Annotated in this window: 17 protein-coding genes and 1 pseudogene; 11 read left to right on the top strand and 7 right to left on the bottom strand. The window is 64.1% G+C overall.

Annotated features, from left to right (window positions below; all coding sequences use genetic code 11):
- Positions 1–76: 76 nt before the first annotated feature.
- Positions 77–313, bottom strand: coding sequence for a hypothetical protein (locus CAG33_RS19750; protein WP_065260459.1), 237 nt, complete (start codon positions 311–313; stop codon positions 77–79).
- A gap of 157 nt (positions 314–470) precedes the next feature.
- Between CAG33_RS19750 and CAG33_RS19745 the strand changes: the two genes are divergently transcribed.
- From CAG33_RS19745 to CAG33_RS19730, 4 genes are all read left to right on the top strand, one after another.
- On the top strand, positions 471–947 hold the full coding sequence (locus CAG33_RS19745; RefSeq protein ID WP_085577739.1) for a PaaI family thioesterase: 477 nt from the start codon (positions 471–473) through the stop codon (positions 945–947).
- Positions 944–1393 (top strand): PaaI family thioesterase, encoded by a 450-nt coding sequence (locus tag CAG33_RS19740; RefSeq protein WP_085640235.1) that lies wholly within the window; start codon positions 944–946, stop codon positions 1391–1393. Before CAG33_RS19745 ends, CAG33_RS19740 begins: the two co-directional genes overlap by 4 nt.
- 81 nt (positions 1394–1474) lie before the next feature.
- Positions 1475–3376: a molecular chaperone HtpG gene (gene htpG / locus CAG33_RS19735; RefSeq protein ID WP_085577886.1), complete on the top strand. Its 1902-nt coding sequence runs from the start codon at positions 1475–1477 to the stop codon at positions 3374–3376.
- Between the two features lie 67 nt (positions 3377–3443).
- Positions 3444–4172, top strand: a complete 729-nt coding sequence (locus CAG33_RS19730; RefSeq protein ID WP_085640232.1) for a dienelactone hydrolase family protein — start codon at positions 3444–3446, stop codon at positions 4170–4172.
- A 178-nt stretch (positions 4173–4350) separates the two neighbouring features.
- On the opposite strand, the gene CAG33_RS19725 is transcribed toward CAG33_RS19730, so the two are convergent.
- Complete coding sequence (locus CAG33_RS19725; protein WP_085640230.1) at positions 4351–5214, bottom strand: pirin family protein; 864 nt, start codon at positions 5212–5214, stop codon at positions 4351–4353.
- A 60-nt stretch (positions 5215–5274) separates the two neighbouring features.
- On the bottom strand, positions 5275–5691 hold the full coding sequence (locus CAG33_RS19720; RefSeq protein WP_085577735.1) for an OsmC family protein: 417 nt from the start codon (positions 5689–5691) through the stop codon (positions 5275–5277).
- Between the two features lie 319 nt (positions 5692–6010).
- On the opposite strand from CAG33_RS19720, the pseudogene CAG33_RS29085 reads away from it, so the two are divergent.
- Positions 6011–6733, top strand: a pseudogene (locus CAG33_RS29085) (MCP four helix bundle domain-containing protein); the annotation flags it as partial.
- A gap of 39 nt (positions 6734–6772) precedes the next feature.
- Positions 6773–7636 (top strand): methyl-accepting chemotaxis protein, encoded by an 864-nt coding sequence (locus CAG33_RS29080; RefSeq protein ID WP_371857688.1) that lies wholly within the window; start codon positions 6773–6775, stop codon positions 7634–7636.
- A 97-nt stretch (positions 7637–7733) separates the two neighbouring features.
- Here CAG33_RS29080 and CAG33_RS19710 read toward each other — a convergent pair whose 3' ends face one another.
- From CAG33_RS19710 to purM, 3 genes are read right to left on the bottom strand one after another with little or no spacing between them, the layout of a single operon-like run.
- Positions 7734–8447 carry a DUF3108 domain-containing protein gene (locus tag CAG33_RS19710; protein ID WP_085577733.1) on the bottom strand — a complete coding sequence of 238 codons (714 nt, stop codon included), beginning with the start codon at positions 8445–8447 and terminating at the stop codon, positions 7734–7736.
- 8 nt (positions 8448–8455) lie between these two features.
- Positions 8456–9106 (bottom strand): phosphoribosylglycinamide formyltransferase, encoded by a 651-nt coding sequence (gene purN / locus CAG33_RS19705; protein ID WP_085577732.1) that lies wholly within the window; start codon positions 9104–9106, stop codon positions 8456–8458.
- Complete coding sequence (purM, locus tag CAG33_RS19700) at positions 9106–10164, bottom strand: phosphoribosylformylglycinamidine cyclo-ligase (RefSeq protein WP_085577731.1); 1059 nt, start codon at positions 10162–10164, stop codon at positions 9106–9108. Before purM ends, purN begins: the two co-directional genes overlap by 1 nt.
- A 375-nt stretch (positions 10165–10539) precedes the next feature.
- Between purM and CAG33_RS19695 the strand changes: the two genes are divergently transcribed.
- The 5 genes from CAG33_RS19695 (at position 10540) to CAG33_RS19675 (ending at position 15212) form a co-directional block, all read left to right on the top strand.
- Entirely contained in the window at positions 10540–11592 is a 1053-nt protein-coding gene (locus tag CAG33_RS19695) for a DUF2066 domain-containing protein (protein ID WP_085640223.1), read from the top strand.
- A 36-nt stretch (positions 11593–11628) separates the two neighbouring features.
- Positions 11629–12702, top strand: coding sequence for an AI-2E family transporter (locus CAG33_RS19690; RefSeq protein ID WP_085577729.1), 1074 nt, complete (start codon positions 11629–11631; stop codon positions 12700–12702).
- Positions 12703–12911: 209 nt separating this feature from the next.
- Positions 12912–13616 carry a DnaA regulatory inactivator Hda gene (hda, locus tag CAG33_RS19685; protein WP_085577728.1) on the top strand — a complete coding sequence of 235 codons (705 nt, stop codon included), beginning with the start codon at positions 12912–12914 and terminating at the stop codon, positions 13614–13616.
- Between the two features lie 223 nt (positions 13617–13839).
- Positions 13840–14457, top strand: a complete 618-nt coding sequence (locus tag CAG33_RS19680; RefSeq protein WP_085577727.1) for a C40 family peptidase — start codon at positions 13840–13842, stop codon at positions 14455–14457.
- Positions 14458–14675: 218 nt separating this feature from the next.
- Positions 14676–15212, top strand: coding sequence for a C40 family peptidase (locus CAG33_RS19675; protein WP_085640220.1), 537 nt, complete (start codon positions 14676–14678; stop codon positions 15210–15212).
- A 68-nt stretch (positions 15213–15280) separates the two neighbouring features.
- Here CAG33_RS19675 and CAG33_RS19670 read toward each other — a convergent pair whose 3' ends face one another.
- Positions 15281–16594 carry a sorbosone dehydrogenase family protein gene (locus CAG33_RS19670; RefSeq protein WP_085640217.1) on the bottom strand — a complete coding sequence of 438 codons (1314 nt, stop codon included), beginning with the start codon at positions 16592–16594 and terminating at the stop codon, positions 15281–15283.

The following is a 16594-nucleotide window of genomic DNA, read 5'->3' as shown; positions in this document are numbered from 1 at the left end:
CGGCGTATGGCCGGAACATGACAGGCAAAAGAAAACCCGCACTTGGCGGGTTTTCTTTATTGCGGCGAAGAGCAGGTCATTGCTTCTTGGCGGCTTCGTCTGCGGCGGCTGCGTTCGATTCAGCCTGATCTTTGGCGGCTTCGGCGTTTTCTTTTGCCGCTTCGTTCACTTTATCCTGAGCTTCATTCATTTTCTGCTGAGCTTGTTCAGCGTGTTGGTTGGCATCTTGAGCTTTGTCCTCGGATTTTTTATCGCAGGCGGCGAGACCGAGGGAAGCGGTCAACATCAAGGCAATAGCTAAAGTCTTACGCATGGGGTGTTTCTCCTGGTGGAAAAGAACTACTGGCCTTAAGAACGCGCTGCCCAAGGTTAAGTTCCTCATTTCCCACAGATATATAAGTTTGTTATGAGAAGGAACTTTTCCTGTTCTTTCCAATACTGGCGACAGGCACTGACGAGAGCATTTATCCATGGGCGAAAACCCCGTTTTCGAGCGAGCGACAAGATTTCTCTCGGCCCTGCGCCACTGCCAGGTATTGGGGCTGCGCGTGCACAGCGCCGACAGCGAAGGCCTGACCGTGGTCTTGCCGTACAGCGCAAGCATCGTCGGCAACCCGCAGACCGGCGTCATCCATGGCGGTGCCCTGACATCGCTGATGGACACCGCGTGCGGCATGGCCACGCTGTGCGTGCTCCCGGAATTCGAAGTGTGTCCGACCCTCGACCTGCGGATCGACTACATGCACGCCGCGCAGCCGCACAAGGATGTCTATGGTTTTGCGCAATGCTACCGGGTCACCACGGACGTGATCTTCGCCCGGGGCTTCGCCTACCAGGACGACCCGCAGCAGCCGATCGCCCACGTCGTCGGCACGTTCATGCGCATGGGCAAGGGGCTCAAGGGCACCCAGGGCTTCGGCGGCAAGATCAAGGGGGAGGGGCAATGAGCGACCTCATGCAACAACTGGAGCAGGCCCACGCGCAGGGCGACTACGCGCCCTTGCTGAAGCTGATCCCGTATGCCGGGCTGATCGGCATCGAATGTTCCCGGGTCGGCGACGAACTGCTGTTCCGGCTGCCGGCCAACAAGGACAACATCGGCAACCCGCTGCTGCCGGCGATCCACGGCGGGGTGATCGCCGGGTTCATGGAACTGGCCGCGGCCCTGCACCTGCTGATTTTCACCGGGGCGCCCGGCGTGCCGAAGATCATCGACTTCTCGCTCGACTATCTGCGCGCCGGGCAGTTTCGCGACACCTGGGCCAAATGTCAGGTCTGCCGCCAGGGCCGGCGGGTGGCGAACGTAGCCGTCACGGCCTGGCAGACCACCGAAGGCGAACCGATCGCCACGGCCCGCGCACACTTCAAGATCGATGACCCCTTGAAATCCTGACGCGCGTCCCCAACTCAGAGAACAACCCGCCGCCGACCGGCAAGGTCGCGGCCAATGCCATCTGATTGGAGTTTGATGACCATGAGTGTGGAAACTCAAAAGGAAACCCTGGGCTTCCAGACCGAGGTAAAGCAGCTGCTGCACCTCATGATCCATTCGCTGTATTCCAACAAGGAAATCTTCCTGCGCGAATTGATCTCGAACGCCTCCGACGCCGTGGACAAGCTGCGCTTCGAAGCGCTGGCCAAGCCTGAGCTGCTCGAAGGCGACGCCGACCTGAAAATCCGTGTGAGCTTCGACAAGGACGCCAAGACCGTCACCCTCGAAGACAACGGCATCGGCATGAACCGCGACGACGTGATCACCCACCTGGGCACCATCGCCAAGTCGGGCACCGCCGATTTCATGAAGAACCTCACCGGCGACCAGAAGAAGGACTCGCACCTGATCGGTCAGTTCGGCGTCGGTTTCTACTCGGCGTTCATCGTCGCCGACAAGGTCGACGTGTACAGCCGCCGTGCCGGCACCGCCGCCAGCGAAGGCGTGCACTGGTCGTCGAAGGGCGAGGGTGACTTCGAAGTCGCCACCCTCGACAAGGCCGAGCGCGGCACCCGCATCGTCCTGCACCTGAAGTCCGGTGAAGACGAGTTCGCCGACGGCTGGCGCCTGCGCAACATCATCAAGAAGTACTCCGACCACATCGCGCTGCCGATCGAGCTGCCGAAAGAGGCTGCCGCCGCCGAAGGCGAAGAGAAGCCGGCGCTGGAGTGGGAAACCGTCAACCGCGCGAGCGCCCTGTGGACCCGTCCCCGTACCGAGATCAAGGACGAGGAATACCAGGAGTTCTACAAGCACATCGCCCACGACTTCGAAAATCCGCTGAGCTGGAGCCACAACAAGGTCGAAGGCAAGCTGGAATACAGCTCGCTGCTGTACGTGCCGGCCCGCGCGCCGTTCGACCTGTACCAGCGTGAAGCGCCCAAGGGCCTGAAGCTGTACGTCCAGCGCGTGTTCGTGATGGATCAGGCCGAATCGTTCCTGCCGCTGTACCTGCGCTTCATCAAGGGCGTGGTCGACTCCAACGACCTGTCGCTGAACGTGTCGCGGGAAATCCTGCAGAAAGACCCGATCATCGATTCGATGAAGTCCGCGCTGACCAAGCGCGTGCTGGACATGCTGGAGAAACTGGCGAAGAACGAGCCTGAGCAATACAAAGGCTTCTGGAAGAACTTCGGTCAGGTCATGAAAGAAGGCCCGGCCGAAGACTTCGCCAACAAGGAAAAGATCGCCGGCCTGCTGCGCTTCGCTTCGACCAACGGCGACGACGAGCAGATCGTCGGCCTGGCCGACTACCTGGCCCGCGCCAAGGAAGGTCAGGACAAGATCTACTACCTCACCGGCGAGTCCTACGCGCAGGTCAAGAACAGCCCGCACCTGGAAGTCTTCCGCAAGAAAGGCATCGAAGTGCTGCTGCTGACCGACCGCATCGACGAGTGGCTGATGAGCTACCTCAGCGAATTCGACGGCAAGGGCTTCGTCGACGTGGCTCGGGGTGACCTGGACCTGGGCAGCCTGGACTCGGAAGAGGACAAGAAGGCCGCGGAAGAAGTCGCCAAGTCGAAGGAAGGCCTGGTCGAGCGCCTCAAGACCGCCCTGGGCGAGTCCGTGGCCGAAGTCCGCGTTTCCCACCGCCTGACCGATTCGCCGGCGATCCTGGCCATCGGCGAACAGGACCTGGGCCTGCAGATGCGCCAGATCCTCGAGGCGAGCGGGCAGAAGGTGCCGGATTCCAAGCCGATCTTCGAATTCAACCCGAACCACCCGTTGATCGAGAAGCTCGACAGCGAGGCCAGCGAGGAACGTTTCGGCGACCTGTCGCACATCCTCTTCGACCAGGCGGCCCTGGCCGCCGGCGACAGCCTGAAAGACCCGGCCGCCTACGTGCGCCGTCTGAACAAGCTGCTGGTCGAGCTGTCGGCTTGACCCCAACCTGAATAAACCCGCTTCGGCGGGTTTTTTCATTCCGGCGTTTAATCATCAGGAGTCAGAAATGAGCCAAATCACTGTGCGTTCCGTGGTCTATCAGATTGACGGCCAGGCCTATGAAGGCCGGTTGGCGTTCGACGCAGAACACAAGGGCACCCGTCCGGGCCTGTTGATGGCACCGAACTGGATGGGTGTCAGTGCCGGGGCCGAAGAGATCGCCAAGTCAGTGGCGGCTAAGGGCTATGTGGTGCTGATCGCCGACGTGTACGGGCAGGCCGTGCGTCCGCAGAACGCCGATCAGGCGGGCGCGGCGATGATGCCGCTGAAGAACGACCGGGCCTTGCTGCGCAAGCGTCTGCAGGTGGCCTTCGAACAATTGCAGAAGCAGGGCGAGGCGGCGGTGGACACCGCGAAACTGGCGGTGTTCGGCTTCTGCTTCGGCGGTTGCTGCGCCCTGGACCTGGCCCGCACCGGCGCGCCGGTGAAGGCGGCGGTGTCGTTCCACGGCACACTGGATTCGCCGAACCCGGCGGACGCGAACAACATCAAGGGCTCGGTGCTGGTGCTGCACGGGGCGTCCGACCCGCTGGTGCCGAAGGAGCAGTTGCCGGCGTTCGAGGAGGAGATGAACGCGGCGGGCGTGGACTGGCAGTTGCTCAGCTATGGCGGCGCGGTGCACTCGTTCACCGACCCCCATGCCAATGTGCCGGGCAAGATGATGTACGACGCGAAGACCGCTGGGCGGGCGTTCAAGTCGATGCATGACTTGCTGGACGAAGTGTTCAAGGCCTGACCTGGCCTTCAAAACCGGTAGACCGGCCTCCGCAGGGAATTGCAGGTTCGCATCGCAAGTACTGTGGGAGCCAGCCTGCTGGCGATGAGGCCAGTACCGTCGATGCTTCGGCGCCTGTCCCACCGCCATCGCCGGCAGGCCGGCTCCCCCAGGGGCCTTGCCTGCAAGCGCTCAAGACCTACGGCAATTCGATCCGCTCGGTTTCCCCCTGCACCGTCGGCCAATCCCCGGCCGCCCACTTGCGCCGTGCCTCGTCGATCGCCGCCGGATCGCTGGCGACGAAGTTCCAGTTGATCCGCCGAGGCCCGTCCAGCGGTGCGCCGCCGAACAGCACGGCATGGGTGTCGCTGTCGGCGAACAGGCTCATTTCCTCGCCGGGCGGCAGCACCGCCAAGGCATGGGGCTCCAGACTCTCGCCATTGAGCTGCACATCGCCGCTCAACACGTACACCGCCCGCTCTTCGTGTTCGGTGGGGATCAGCAGCGTGGTCGCGGTCTGCATCTTCAGTTCCGCGTACAGCGTCGGCGACAGCACCGGCACCGGCGATTCAAGGCAGAAGCCTGAGCCGGCGATCATGCGGATCTGCACGCCCAGGCTGTCGCTGACCGGCAGCGTCGCCGCCGGGTGATGGCTGTAGTGCCCCGGCCCGTGTTCGTGGTGCTTGGGCGACGCCAGCCAGATCTGCAGGCCATGCATCTTGAAGCTTTGCTCCCACAGCGGCGCAGGCGTGCGCTCGACATGGGCGATGGCGCTGCCGGCGGTCATCCAGCTGACGTCGCCGGCGCTGACCACCTGATCGGAACCCAGGCTGTCCTTGTGCTGGATCTGGCCTTCAAACAGATAGGTGAGGGTCGACAGGCCGATGTGCGGATGCTGGCGGATGTTCATGCCTTTGCCGGCCGGGTAGACGGTCTCGAGCATGTGGTCGAAAAACACGAAAGGCCCGACGCTGCGGCATTTGGCCGACGGCAGCGGGCGCAGGATCGGCTGCCCTTCGACGTCTTCGGCGCGCGGGCGGATGATCAGGGGTTGCTTGTCCATGGTGCGTTCCAGGCTGGGCGGGTGACGCGAGGAGCATAACCCGCCGCGCACCCGGGAGGATCATTGGCTGTCGAAGCCTTGCGGCGCGTGGGTTTCGATGCTGACTTCGCTGGTGGTCATCAGTTTGTGGATCGGGCAGCGGTCGGCGACCCGCAGCAGTTCCTCGCGCTGGGCATCGGTGAGCACGCCCTTGAGGGTGAGGGTGACATGCAGGGCGTACTTGCCTTTCTGCTCCTGGCTGTTGTCGCGTTTGACTTCGACGCCGACGCCGGTCAGCGGAATGTCCTTTTTCTTGGCGTACAGCTTCAGGGTCAGGGCCTTGCAGGCGCCGAGGGCGGCGTCGAAGTAATCGTGCGGCTCGGGAGCGGAGCCTTCGCCGCCGACGCTTGCGGGCGCATCGGTGAACAATTCGTGGTCATCGATCTGGACGGTGTGGCGAAAACCTTCGGCGGAGACGGTATTGACGGTGACAGTCATGGGAACCTCGCAAGCGGTGGGAAAAGCCATTCGATCAAAAAGAACCTCGCAGGTATAGAACATGTGTGCTGAGTCGGCGTTCCACTTTATTGTCGTCGCGTAAGTTGGCGACGACATCGCATGAACCTTCCTATAGTGAACGTGCGGCGAACGGCGCTGAAGTCCGGGTAACCGTCGCTGAATCGTTCATGCCGAGGGTTCGAAGTATCAAGGCCTTTTGATATCACTTTTTCGTCTTACGCAAATTTCCGCCGGGCCGATACCTTCTAAAGCAGCCAGCTGCAGGGTTGATGCAGCGCTTTTGGAAGGAACCAGAGCAATGAGTATGCGTAGCCTCAATATCGCCCCTCGGGCCGGCCTCGGTTTCGGGGTGCTGGCGCTGATGGTGTTTGCGCTCGGGGCGTTCGCCCTGCTGCAGATGTCGAACATGCGCGCCCAGTCCGACGAGGTCGACAACAATTGGCTGCCCAGCGTGATGGCGGTCGGCGAGATGAGCCAGGACATGCTGCGCCTGCGGGCGCTGACCATGCGCCTGCTGCTCAACCGCGACCCGCAGGCGCTGGCGCAGAACGTCGCCAAGCTCAACGAGCTGCGCGGCGTGCTGAGCGAAGCCCAGCAGCGCTACGACGCCTTGATCGTCCTGCGGGAGGAGCGGGCGCTGTTCGACCGGTTCAAGGTCGCCGAGCACAAGTACCTGGAGTTCCAGGCGCAGGTGATGGCGCTGTCCGCCCAGGACAAGGTGGAAGAGGCGGCGGCCATCCTCAATGGCCAGATGAGCCCGTTGGCGGACGACATCGCCGTCACCCTCAGGGAACTGGTCGAGCTGAACAAGCACAACGCCAACCTCGCCACCGAGGCGGCGCGGCTGGTGTTCATCAATTCACGGGTGTGGGTCGGCGTGATGATCGGCATCACCGCGCTGATCACCGTTGCGCTCGCGCTGTTGCTGACCCGCAGTATCGTGCTGCCGCTCTCGCAATCGCTGAACGTCGCGGAGGTGGTGGCCGGGGGCGACCTGACCGGCGACATCAGCGTGTCCGGCAAGGACGAGCCGGCACGGCTGCTGCACGCGCTGCGCAGCATGCAGCACAGCCTGCGCGATACGATCCGGCGCATCTCCGAATCCTCCAGTCAGCTGGCGTCGGCCTCGGAAGAATTGAGTTGCGTGACCGAAGACGCCACCCGCGGCCTGCATCAGCAAAGCCTGGAGATCGAGCAGGCCGCCACGGCGGTGAACCAGATGACGGCGGCCGTCGAGGAGGTGGCCAGCAACGCCGTGGCCACGTCCGAGGCGTCGCGGGAGTCCGACCGGATCGCCCAGCACGGCCGCGAGCAGGTGCAACAGACGGTGTCCTCCATCGAATCCCTGGCCGAGGACGTCACGGCCAATGCGACACAGGTCGAAGACCTGGCCCAGCAGGTCTACAGCATCAGCAAGGTGCTGGATGTGATCCGCTCGATCGCCGAGCAGACCAACCTGCTGGCGCTGAACGCGGCCATCGAGGCAGCCCGCGCAGGCGATGCCGGGCGCGGTTTCGCGGTGGTGGCGGATGAGGTGCGGGCGCTGGCCCATCGCACCCAGCAGTCGACCCAGGAGATCGAGCAGATGATCGGCGGCATTCAGCAGGGCACGGATGCGGCGGTCAGTTCGATGCAGCAAAGCAACCTGCGCGCCCGCTCGACCCTGGAGCTGGCCAAGGCCGCCGGCACGGCGCTGGAGGAGATCGCCTCGGCGTTCGCCCGGATCAACGAGCGCAATCTGGTGATCGCCAGCGCGTCGGAGCAGCAGGCGGCGGTGGCGCGGGAGGTCGACCGCAACCTGATGAACATCCGCGACCTGGCGATGCAGACCTCGGCCGGGGCCAACCAGACCAGTGCCGCCAGTCAGGAGCTGTCGCGGCTGGCGGTGGACCTGAACAACATGGTGGCCAAGTTCTCGGTGTGATTCGCCAGGCCCGGCGGGAGCAAGCGCCCTCGCCACAGGTGGAACGCCAGGCAAAGAAAAGCCCCGCATTTGCGGGGCTTTGCGATGGTGCGGCGGGTCAGCTGCCTTTGACGGTCTTGCCGTTGACGGTGCCGTCCTGGAGCATGATGTTGTACTCCTTGCCGTCGGTTTCGACCTGTTGCAGGCGAACCAGCAGGTAATCCCAGTCCTTGGCGAACCAGAGCACGGTGATGCGCTTGCTCTGCGTCGGATCGCGCACGCGTTCGACCTTGATCGCATCGATCTGGCCGGCCTTGGTCTCGACCTTCTCCGAGCCCAACACGCGGAAATCGTAGGTGTCGACTTCGCCGCCGTCGACCACCTGATAACTCATGGTCTTCTTGCCGGCGGCCACGTCATGCTGCAGCGCCAGCTGGTAGGTCGACTTGTCGACCATGCCGCGGTTCAGCGGGATCTTCACCGCGTCGCCACGATCGGTGCCGGTGACGAGCTTGTTGGCCCAGTCGAAGTCCAGGTCAGCCTTTTTCGCCTTGCCCAACCCGCCGCGCTCGAAGTGGTAGGACTGAGGCAGCAGCGTGTCCTTGTCCAGGGTCAGGGTGCTTTCCTCGGACAGGCTGGCGATCATCATCGACGCCTTGAAGCTGAGTTTCCAGGCGCCGTTGGCTTCCTTGGTCAGGCTGCGTTCGGCGGTGCCGCTCATGGGCAACTGCTTCCAGTCGGCGGTGTAGCTGGCGGAGAACGGTTGAAGGTCTGCAGCCTGCGCGAAAGGCAGGGCGAGCAGGGCGCAAGCGAAGAGCAGGGCGCGACGCATAGAATCTCCTAGTTTCGAATCAAGTGGCCGGTGGCCGCGAGTGCCTGGCCATCCAGTAAAGCACCTTGTTCGCCAAGGGCCAGCCGTCCTTCGGCAAACCAGCGCACGGCCATCGGGTAGATCAGGTGTTCCTGAACGTGGACCCGCTGCGCCAGGCTCTGCGGCGAATCGTGCAACTCTACCGGTATCACTGCCTGTACGACCAGAGGCCCGCCATCGAGTTCCTCGGTGACGAAGTGCACGGAGCAGCCGTGTTCGGCGTCGCCGGCCTCCAGCGCGCGCTGATGGGTGTGCAGCCCCTTGTACTTGGGCAGCAGCGACGGATGGATGTTGAGCAGGCGACCCTGGTAGTGGCGCACGAACCCTGCGCTGAGGATGCGCATGAAGCCGGCCAGCACCACGAGTCCGGGATTGAATTCGTCGATCAGTTCGATCAGGGCGGCATCGAAGGCTTCGCGGCCTTCGAAGGCCTTGTGGTCCAGGGAGCGGGTTTCGATGCCCGCGTCCCTGGCGCGTTGCAGGCCGTAGGCGTCGGCGCGGTTGGAGATCACCGCAGCGATGCGGACCGGGCTGTCGCCGGTCCGCGTGCTGTCGATCAGGGCCTGCAAGTTACTGCCGGTGCCGGACAGCAGCACCACGACATCACAGGTGCTCGGCATCAGTGAGCCTTGAGGTTCTTCAGTTCGACCTGGGCGGCGCCTTCGGCGGCCGCGGCGATCTGGCCGATGACCCAAGGCTGCTCGCCGGCTTCGCGCAGGACGTTCAGGGCCGACTCGACGTGTTCCTGGGCCACGCAGATCACCATGCCCACGCCGCAGTTCAGCACGCGGTGCATTTCGGTCTCGTCGACGTTGCCTTTCTCTTGCAGCCAGTCGAACACTGCAGGGCGGGTCCAGCTCGCCACGTCGACCACGGCCTGGGCGCCTTTTGGCAGTACGCGCGGGATGTTGTCCAGCAGGCCGCCGCCGGTGATGTGGGCCATGGCCTTGACGGCGCCGGTGTCCTTGATCAGCTTGAGCAGCGGCTTGACGTAGATGCGGGTCGGGGCCATCAGCAGGTCGGTCAGCGGTTTGCCGTCGAGCTGGGTGTTTTCGATGTCGGCGCCGGACACTTCGATGATCTTGCGGATCAGCGAGTAGCCGTTGGAGTGCGGGCCGGAGGACGGCAGGGCGATCAGGGCGTCGCCGGTGGCGACCTTCGAGCCGTCGATGATTTCCGACTTTTCCACCACGCCGACGCAGAAGCCGGCCAGGTCGTAGTCTTCGCCTTCGTACATGCCCGGCATTTCAGCGGTTTCGCCGCCGACCAGGGAGCAACCGGACAGTTCGCAGCCGGCGCCGATGCCGGTCACCACCTGGGCGGCGGTGTCGACGTTGAGCTTGCCGGTGGCGTAGTAGTCGAGGAAGAACAGCGGCTCGGCGCCGCACACCACCAGGTCGTTGACGCACATGGCGACCAGGTCGATGCCGATGCTGTCGTGCTTGTTCAGGTTCAGCGCCAGGCGCAGCTTGGTGCCGACGCCGTCGGTGCCGGAAACCAGCACGGGCTGCTTGTAGCCGGCCGGGATTTCGCAGAGGGCGCCGAAGCCGCCCAGGCCTCCCATGACTTCCGGGCGCGCCGTGCGCTTGGCGACGCTCTTGATGCGTTCGACCAATGCTTCACCGGCGTCGATGTCTACACCGGCGTCCTTGTAGCTCAGGGAGGGTTGCTTGCTCATGATCCAGGCCTTTGTAAGGGAGGGATTTCTGGGTAACGACCGATTTCTGCGGGACACCGAAACCGGTGGGGCGGATGCCTCACGCGTCATTCGGGTGGCCCGGCGGTTGCCGGTCTGCGAAGGCGCGCGATTTTATCAGGCTTGAGGGGCAGCGGCCATCCTCGCGCCGACGGGCAGGGGCATATCGCCTGAAAAAAATTGCAATTGAATGGTCGGTGAGCGCGCCGCTGCCTGTATAAGGGAACCGTCTATCGTTAGGGCTGTGCAAAAACTTACCGCCAGCGTGTGAATGTTTTGCGGCGGCCTGTGGTCACAGGCTTGCTCTGGCCGGTTCACGCGGCCTGTTCCAGCCGCTCTTGTCGACGGGAATTCTCCATGCGTCTTTGCAAATTGCTGTTTGTGGGCTGTCTGTCTCTGGTCAGCCTGGCGAGTCACGCCGAAAACCTCAAAGGCCTGTATCAGGTGCGCGAGCCGGTCAACGGTCAGGCGCCCGAGGAGCGCGACCGCGCCACGCAGGCGGCGCTGGACACCCTCGTGCTGCGCCTGACGGGGGATCCGAAGGCGCCGCAGAATCCGGGGCTGGCGGCGATCCGCAAGGATCCGCAGCAGATCATCAGCCAGTACGGTTTCGATGCCGGCCCGCCGGAGGTGCTGAAAGTCGATTTCGACCCGGGCACCACCGAGCAGGCGTTGCGCCGTGCGGGGCTTTCGTTGTGGGGCGCCAACCGTCCTTCGATCCTGGGCTGGTGGCTGAACGATTCCGCTGAAGGTTCGAGCCTGGTGGGCGACGGCCAGACCAGTGCCGCGCCGTTGCGCCGGGCGGCCCAGCACCGTGGCCTGCCGCTGCGCTTGCCGCTGGCGGACCTGAGCGAACAGTTGGTGGCCACCGCGCCGACCCTGGAGGGCACCGACCCGGCGCCGTTGCGCGGCGCATCGGAGCGCTACGGCGCCGACGCCTTGCTGGCGGTGCATGCCCGCGAGGAGGGCGGCCAGTGGCAAGCCAAATGGCACCTGTGGCTCGGCGACCAGAAGGAGGCGGGCAGCGTGCAGGGCGCCGATCAGGCGGCGGTGGCCGATGCGGTCATGCTGGCGGTCGCCGGGCGGCTGGCGCCGCGCTTCGTCGCAAAACCAGGAGCCGCCGGGCAACAGACCGTGGATGTGCAGGGCATGAACCTTGAGCATTACGCCGCCCTGATGCGCTTGCTCGAACCGTTTGGCGTGCGTCTGCAGAGCGTCGATGCCGATCGCATCGTGTACCGGGTCAACGGCAGCGCCGATCAGTTGCGTGCGCAACTGGCGCTGGCGAAGCTGCAGGAGCTGCCGGCCGAGGCGCCGGCGCCTGCCGCGGTTCCCCAGCCGGCGGTGCCGGGCGCGGCGCCCGTTCCGGCGGCGACCCCGGCGGCTCCGGCCCTGCGGTTTCGTTGGTAAGTCGTTCTTTCCTATATAAAAGCAATGGAGTTTTACATGGCCGATACGCGGCGTTGGTTCTGGTTGGGCGGGGTGGCCCTGTTGTGTGCGTTCGTCTGGTTGCTGCACCCCATCCTCACGCCGTTCCTGGTGGCGTTGCTGCTCGCGTACCTGTTCGACCCGCTGGTGGACCGCCTGGAGCGGATCGGGCTGTCCCGCACCTGGGGCGTGATCGCGGTGTTCGCGCTCTTTACCCTGATCGTGACCACGCTGTTGCTGGTGTTGGTGCCGATGCTGGCCCGGCAGTTGCTGCGACTGTACGAGCTGGCGCCGCAGATGCTCGACTGGCTGCAGCACACCGCGTTGCCGTGGGCCCAGGCGAAGCTGGGGCTGGCGGAAGGGTTCTGGAAGTTCGACAAGGTCAAGGCGGCGATCAGCGAGCACGTCGGGCAGACCACCGACATCGTCGGTGCGGTGCTGACGCAGGCGACGGCGTCGAGTCTGGCGTTGATCGGCTGGCTGGCGAACCTGGTGCTGATTCCGGTGGTGAGCTTCTACCTGCTGCGGGACTGGGACGTGATGATGGCCAAGATCCGCAGCCTGCTGCCCCGAGACCGGGAGGAGCGCATGGTGGCGCTGGCTGGCGAGTGTCACGAGGTGCTGGGCGCGTTCGTGCGCGGTCAGTTGCTGGTGATGGTGGCGTTGGGCGTGATCTACGCGGCGGGCCTGATGATCGTCGGCCTGGAGTTGGGCCTGTTGATCGGCCTGATTGCGGGGCTGGCGGCGATCGTGCCGTACATGGGCTTCGTGATCGGCATCGGTTCGGCGCTGATCGCCGGGCTGTTCCAGTTCGGCGGCGATCTGTATCCGATGATCGGCATCGTTGCGGTGTTCATGGTCGGCCAGGCGCTGGAGGGGATGGTGCTGACGCCGCTGCTGGTGGGCGACCGGATCGGCCTGCATCCGGTGGCGGTGATTTTTGCGATCCTGGCCGGCGGTGAGTTGTTCGGCTTCACCGGCGTGCTCCTGGCGTTGCCGGTGGCGGCGGTGATCATGGTGCTGGTGCGGCATGTCCATGACCTGTACAAGGACTCCGAGATCTACAGCGGCGTGGACGAGCCTGAATTGTGACGCAGGCGGCGGGCTGCCCGGCGGATCGCCGGGTTGGCCCGGCTCATGCAGGCGCAGCCGCCAGAGAAACTGCCATGAAACCAAGGTGTTAACGCAAACCTTTGATTTTGCTTGGGGTCTGTCGGATTGTGCGCTCCGCTTCACGGGTATAAACTTCGCACACTTTACACAGAGGTCACTAATGGTTCCCCGGGAACCGTTCAGTCAGCATGAAACCGATTCAGCTGCCCCTAGGTGTGCGTCTGCGTGACGATGCCACCTTCATCAACTACTACCCAGGCGCCAATGCCGCTGCACTCGGCTATGTCGAGCGCCTCTGCGAAGCCGACGCCGGTTGGACCGAAAGCCTGATCTATCTGTGGGGCAAGCACGGGGTAGGGCGTACGCATCTGTTGCAGGCCGCCTGCCTGCGTTTCGAGCAGATGGGGGAGCCGGCGGTCTACCTGCCGCTGGCGGAGCTGATGGATCGCGGCATCGAAATTCTCGACCACCTTGAGCAGTACGAGCTGGTTTGCCTGGACGACCTGCAAGCGGTGGCGGGCAAGGCGGACTGGGAAGAGGCGCTGTTTCACCTGTTCAACCGCCTGCGCGACAGCGGCCGGCGCCTGCTGATCGCCGCTTCGACCTCGCCTCGCGAACTGCCGGTGAAGCTGGCCGACCTGAAATCCCGCCTGACCCTGGCGCTGGTGTTCCAGATGCGCCCCCTTTCCGATGAAGACAAGCTGCGGGCGTTGCAACTGCGCGCATCCCGTCGCGGCCTGCACCTGACCGACGAAGTCGGCCATTTCATCCTGACCCGGGGCACCCGCAGCATGAGCGCGCTGTTCGATCTGCTCGAACAGCTCGACCAGGCTTCGCTGCAGGCCCAACGCAAGCTGACGATCCCTTTCCTGAAAGAAACCCTGGGCTGGTGAAAGCCTTCAAGGCCGCGGCTTTCAGCCGGGGTCGGCGGATTTCAGGCGCCAGAAAACCCGCTTTCCTGAGCGCTGCTCAGGCTGCGTATCGATTCAAATAGGCTTAAGCGCTTAGATGTAAACGAGAAACCGGGAAGTCACAAAAAGATCGATTGAATTTGCAAATGAGGCCGATAGCGGGCATAGTCTCGGCTTCTTTACAACTTCAGCCACGGTCGTGCCCATGCTAAAGCGCTTCGCACCCCTCGTGCCTCTCGCACTCGTCACCCTGCTGTTCGGTTGCGCTGCTCATTCACCTGTTCAAGAGCAGCAACAGCAGTACAAGAATTCCGCTACCGCCCAGTCTTCCGTCATTTACCAGGAAGAGCTGGACACCGAAAAGGAACTGGCCGACTTCAACGGCAAGAAGCCTTATCAGCTGCCGGTTCTGGCCGACAGCATCCTTGAGCGCGGCATGTCCCTGATCGGTACCCGTTACCGTTTCGGCGGCACCTCCGAAGCCGGCTTCGATTGCAGCGGTTTCATCGGCTACCTCTTCCGCGAAGAGGCCGGCATGAACCTGCCCCGTTCCACCCGTGAAATGATCAATGTGGATGCCCCGCAAGTCTCGCGCGGCAACCTCGAACCGGGCGACCTGCTGTTCTTCGCCACCAACGGCCGTCGCGGTCGTGTGAGCCACGCGGGCATCTACCTGGGCGACAACCAGTTCATCCACTCCAGCAGCCGCCGCAGCGGCGGTGTGCGCATCGACAGCCTGGGTGACAGCTACTGGAGCAAGTCCTTCATCGAGGCCAAGCGCGCCTTGGCGATGGCGCCGACCGTGGTCACCGCCCGCAAGTGATGCCTTCCTTGTCGCCACGTCCGTGGCGACAAACGGTCGCGGTCAGTCAGTAGACGTAAACTTTACAAGGTAAAGTTAAAGTCTTACTTGAAGTTTGCCGCGTAGCCGCTAGAATTCTGATCTACTTTGATGGCAAACCGCCTGCGTCCCGACGCAGGCGGTTTTGTTTTCTGTCGAATCGGCAGTGAAAGCCGCAGCCAGATCAGGATGTTCTGCTTATGACGATGTCGGCCCGCCTCGCCTTGATGATGTTCGCAGCGCTGCTCAGCGGCTGCGCCAGTCGCACACCGCCACCCGCGCCGGTGGTGCGCGCGCCGATCGTGTTCGGCTCCTCCCAAAGCTTTTCTCCGGCTGCCGAAGACGTGCTGTTCCGCGCGCTCGGCCTGGTCGGCACGCCCTATCGCTGGGGCGGCAACACACCGGACTCGGGCTTCGATTGCAGCGGTCTGATCGGCTTCGTCTACCGCGACGCCGCCGGCATCACCTTGCCGCGCTCCACGCGGGAGATGATCGTGATGCAGGCGCCGAACGTCGGCAAGGAAGGGCTGCAGACCGGCGACCTGATTTTCTTCGCCACCAACGGTGGCTCCCAGGTCAGCCATGCCGGGATCTATGTCGGGGAAGGGCGCTTCGTCCATGCGCCGGCCACCGGCGGCACCGTGAAGCTGGACAGCCTGTCCAAGGCCTATTGGCAGAAGGCGTACCTGAGCGCCAAGCGCGTCCTGCAGCCGGAGCACCTGGCGCACAACCCTTAGTCGTCAAGACAACCTGTAGGAGCGAGCCTGCTCGCTCCTACAGTGGTTTTTGGGGTGGCCTCAGGGGATCACTGAGCTGCAGACACCCGCCACACCTTGTTCCCCACGTCGTCGGCCACCAGCAGCCCGCCTTGCCGGTCGACCGACACGCCCACCGGCCGGCCCATGGCGTTCTCGTCCTTGTCGAGGAATCCGGTCAGCACATCCACCGGGATGCCGTTCGGCTTGCCGTTCGCGAACGGTACGAAGATCACCTTGTAGCCGCTGAGCGGCTTGCGGTTCCACGAGCCGTGCTGGCCGATGAACGCGCCTTCCTTGAACGCCGCCGGCAGGCGGTTGCCTTCGGCGAAGGCCAGGCCCAGCGAGGCGGTGTGCGGGCCGACGGCGTAGTCCGGGGCGATGGCCTTGGCCACCAGATCCGGGTTCTGCGGCTGCACGCGCACATCGACGTGTTGGCCGTAGTAGCTGAACGGCCAGCCATAGAAGCCGCCGTCCTTGACCGAGGTGATGTAGTCCGGCACCAGGTCGCTGCCGATCTCGTCGCGCTCGTTGACGGCCGTCCACAGGGCGCCGGTCCGTGGTTCCCAGGCCAGGCCGTTGGGGTTGCGGATGCCGGAGGCGAAGATGCGGTGGTTGCCAGTGGCGCGGTCCACCTCCCAGATGGCGGCCCGGCCTTGTTCCTGGTCCAGCCCGTTTTCGCCGACGTTGCTGTTCGAACCCACGGTGACGTAGAGCTTGCTGCCGTCCTGGCTGGCGATGACGTTCTTCGTCCAGTGGTGGTTCAGCGTGCCGCCGGGCAGGTCCGCGACCTTGATCGGTTGTGACTTGATTTCGGTCGCGCCCGGCTCGTAGTGAAAGCGCAGCAGGCGATCGGTGTCGGCGACATACAAGTCGTTGCCGACCAGGGTCATGCCGAACGGTGAGTTGAGGTTTTGCAGGAAGACCGTGCGGGTTTCCGCCACGCCGTCATGATCGGCGTCACGCAGCAGGGTGATGCGGTTCGCGCTCGGCACGCCGGCGCCGGCGCGGCCCATGACCTTTTTGGTGACCCAGCCCTTCAGGCCGCTGCCGTCATCGGGTTTGGGCGGAGCGTTGGTCTCCGCCACCAGCACGTCGCCGTTGGGCAGCACGTAAAGCCAGCGCGGATGGTCGAGGTTTTCGGCGAACGCCGCCACTTGGGTGCCCGCCGCCGGCGTCGGTTTGGCACCGCTCGGCCAGCCCACCGCCGGGGCGATGTGCACCGTCGGGATCAGGGTCTTGTTCGGTTCGGGCAGTTTGGGCGACGGGCCGGTGCCGTCGGAGACTTGCAGGCTTGAGGTTTCGCCGCAGGCAGCGAGGCCTGCGGCAACCGCGATGACGAAAACGAACGGGGGCTTGCGCAT

This window comes from Pseudomonas sp. B3(2017) (assembly GCF_002113595.1).
In the GTDB taxonomy this organism is placed as follows: Bacteria; Pseudomonadota; Gammaproteobacteria; order Pseudomonadales; family Pseudomonadaceae; genus Aquipseudomonas; species Aquipseudomonas ekonensis.
The sequence above is the reverse complement of the archived record's forward strand: the minus strand, read 5'-3'. Positions and strand labels throughout refer to the sequence as shown.

Bases quoted from the DNA above. Each gene is read 5' to 3' on its own strand.
- CAG33_RS19750 (WP_065260459.1), bottom strand. From the start codon at position 313: ATGCGTAAGACTTTAGCTATTGCCTTGATGTTGACCGCTTCCCTCGGT.
- CAG33_RS19745 (WP_085577739.1), top strand. From the start codon at position 471: ATGGGCGAAAACCCCGTTTTCGAGCGAGCGACAAGATTTCTCTCGGCC.
- CAG33_RS19740 (WP_085640235.1), top strand. From the start codon at position 944: ATGAGCGACCTCATGCAACAACTGGAGCAGGCCCACGCGCAGGGCGAC.
- htpG (WP_085577886.1), top strand. From the start codon at position 1,475: ATGAGTGTGGAAACTCAAAAGGAAACCCTGGGCTTCCAGACCGAGGTA.
- CAG33_RS19730 (WP_085640232.1), top strand. From the start codon at position 3,444: ATGAGCCAAATCACTGTGCGTTCCGTGGTCTATCAGATTGACGGCCAG.
- CAG33_RS19725 (WP_085640230.1), bottom strand. From the start codon at position 5,214: ATGGACAAGCAACCCCTGATCATCCGCCCGCGCGCCGAAGACGTCGAA.
- CAG33_RS19720 (WP_085577735.1), bottom strand. From the start codon at position 5,691: ATGACTGTCACCGTCAATACCGTCTCCGCCGAAGGTTTTCGCCACACC.
- CAG33_RS29080 (WP_371857688.1), top strand. From the start codon at position 6,773: ATGCAGCACAGCCTGCGCGATACGATCCGGCGCATCTCCGAATCCTCC.
- CAG33_RS19710 (WP_085577733.1), bottom strand. From the start codon at position 8,447: ATGCGTCGCGCCCTGCTCTTCGCTTGCGCCCTGCTCGCCCTGCCTTTC.
- purN (WP_085577732.1), bottom strand. From the start codon at position 9,106: ATGCCGAGCACCTGTGATGTCGTGGTGCTGCTGTCCGGCACCGGCAGT.
- purM (WP_085577731.1), bottom strand. From the start codon at position 10,164: ATGAGCAAGCAACCCTCCCTGAGCTACAAGGACGCCGGTGTAGACATC.
- CAG33_RS19695 (WP_085640223.1), top strand. From the start codon at position 10,540: ATGCGTCTTTGCAAATTGCTGTTTGTGGGCTGTCTGTCTCTGGTCAGC.
- CAG33_RS19690 (WP_085577729.1), top strand. From the start codon at position 11,629: ATGGCCGATACGCGGCGTTGGTTCTGGTTGGGCGGGGTGGCCCTGTTG.
- hda (WP_085577728.1), top strand. From the start codon at position 12,912: ATGAAACCGATTCAGCTGCCCCTAGGTGTGCGTCTGCGTGACGATGCC.
- CAG33_RS19680 (WP_085577727.1), top strand. From the start codon at position 13,840: ATGCTAAAGCGCTTCGCACCCCTCGTGCCTCTCGCACTCGTCACCCTG.
- CAG33_RS19675 (WP_085640220.1), top strand. From the start codon at position 14,676: ATGACGATGTCGGCCCGCCTCGCCTTGATGATGTTCGCAGCGCTGCTC.
- CAG33_RS19670 (WP_085640217.1), bottom strand. From the start codon at position 16,594: ATGCGCAAGCCCCCGTTCGTTTTCGTCATCGCGGTTGCCGCAGGCCTC.